1 protein-coding gene is annotated in these 244 nt (G+C 59.0%); it reads right to left on the bottom strand.

What is annotated here, in order from left to right; all coding sequences use genetic code 11:
- Positions 1 to 244, bottom strand: a 244-nt coding sequence (locus SB765_RS32810) for a carboxymuconolactone decarboxylase family protein (protein WP_410932916.1), incomplete at both ends; no start/stop codon positions are given.

Genomic DNA, 244 nt, shown 5'->3' with positions numbered 1-244 from the left:
ACAGCCCCTGAGCGGGAATGTCCATGGCAGAATTAAAACGGGCTGACAGATTTTGCAGGCCGATCAATGCCGTCAGTTCGGTGAGCGCCTGAGCGTCAAAATGCGCAGCCAGTCGGGTACGCAGGGCATCATCGACCGTTGGCGGCGTTACGCTTGCGGCTTCGGCGTACTCCAGCGCCAGCCATTCTTCATCGCTAAAGAGCGGGCTTTGCCGCCAGTCAGCCACTGCCAGCAGTTTATCGCT

This window comes from Pseudomonas sp. SIMBA_067, assembly GCF_046534675.1.
In the GTDB taxonomy this organism is placed as follows: Bacteria; Pseudomonadota; Gammaproteobacteria; order Pseudomonadales; family Pseudomonadaceae; genus Aquipseudomonas; species Aquipseudomonas putida.
Note: the sequence above shows the minus strand (reverse complement) of the source record. Positions and strands in the feature narration are given on the sequence as shown.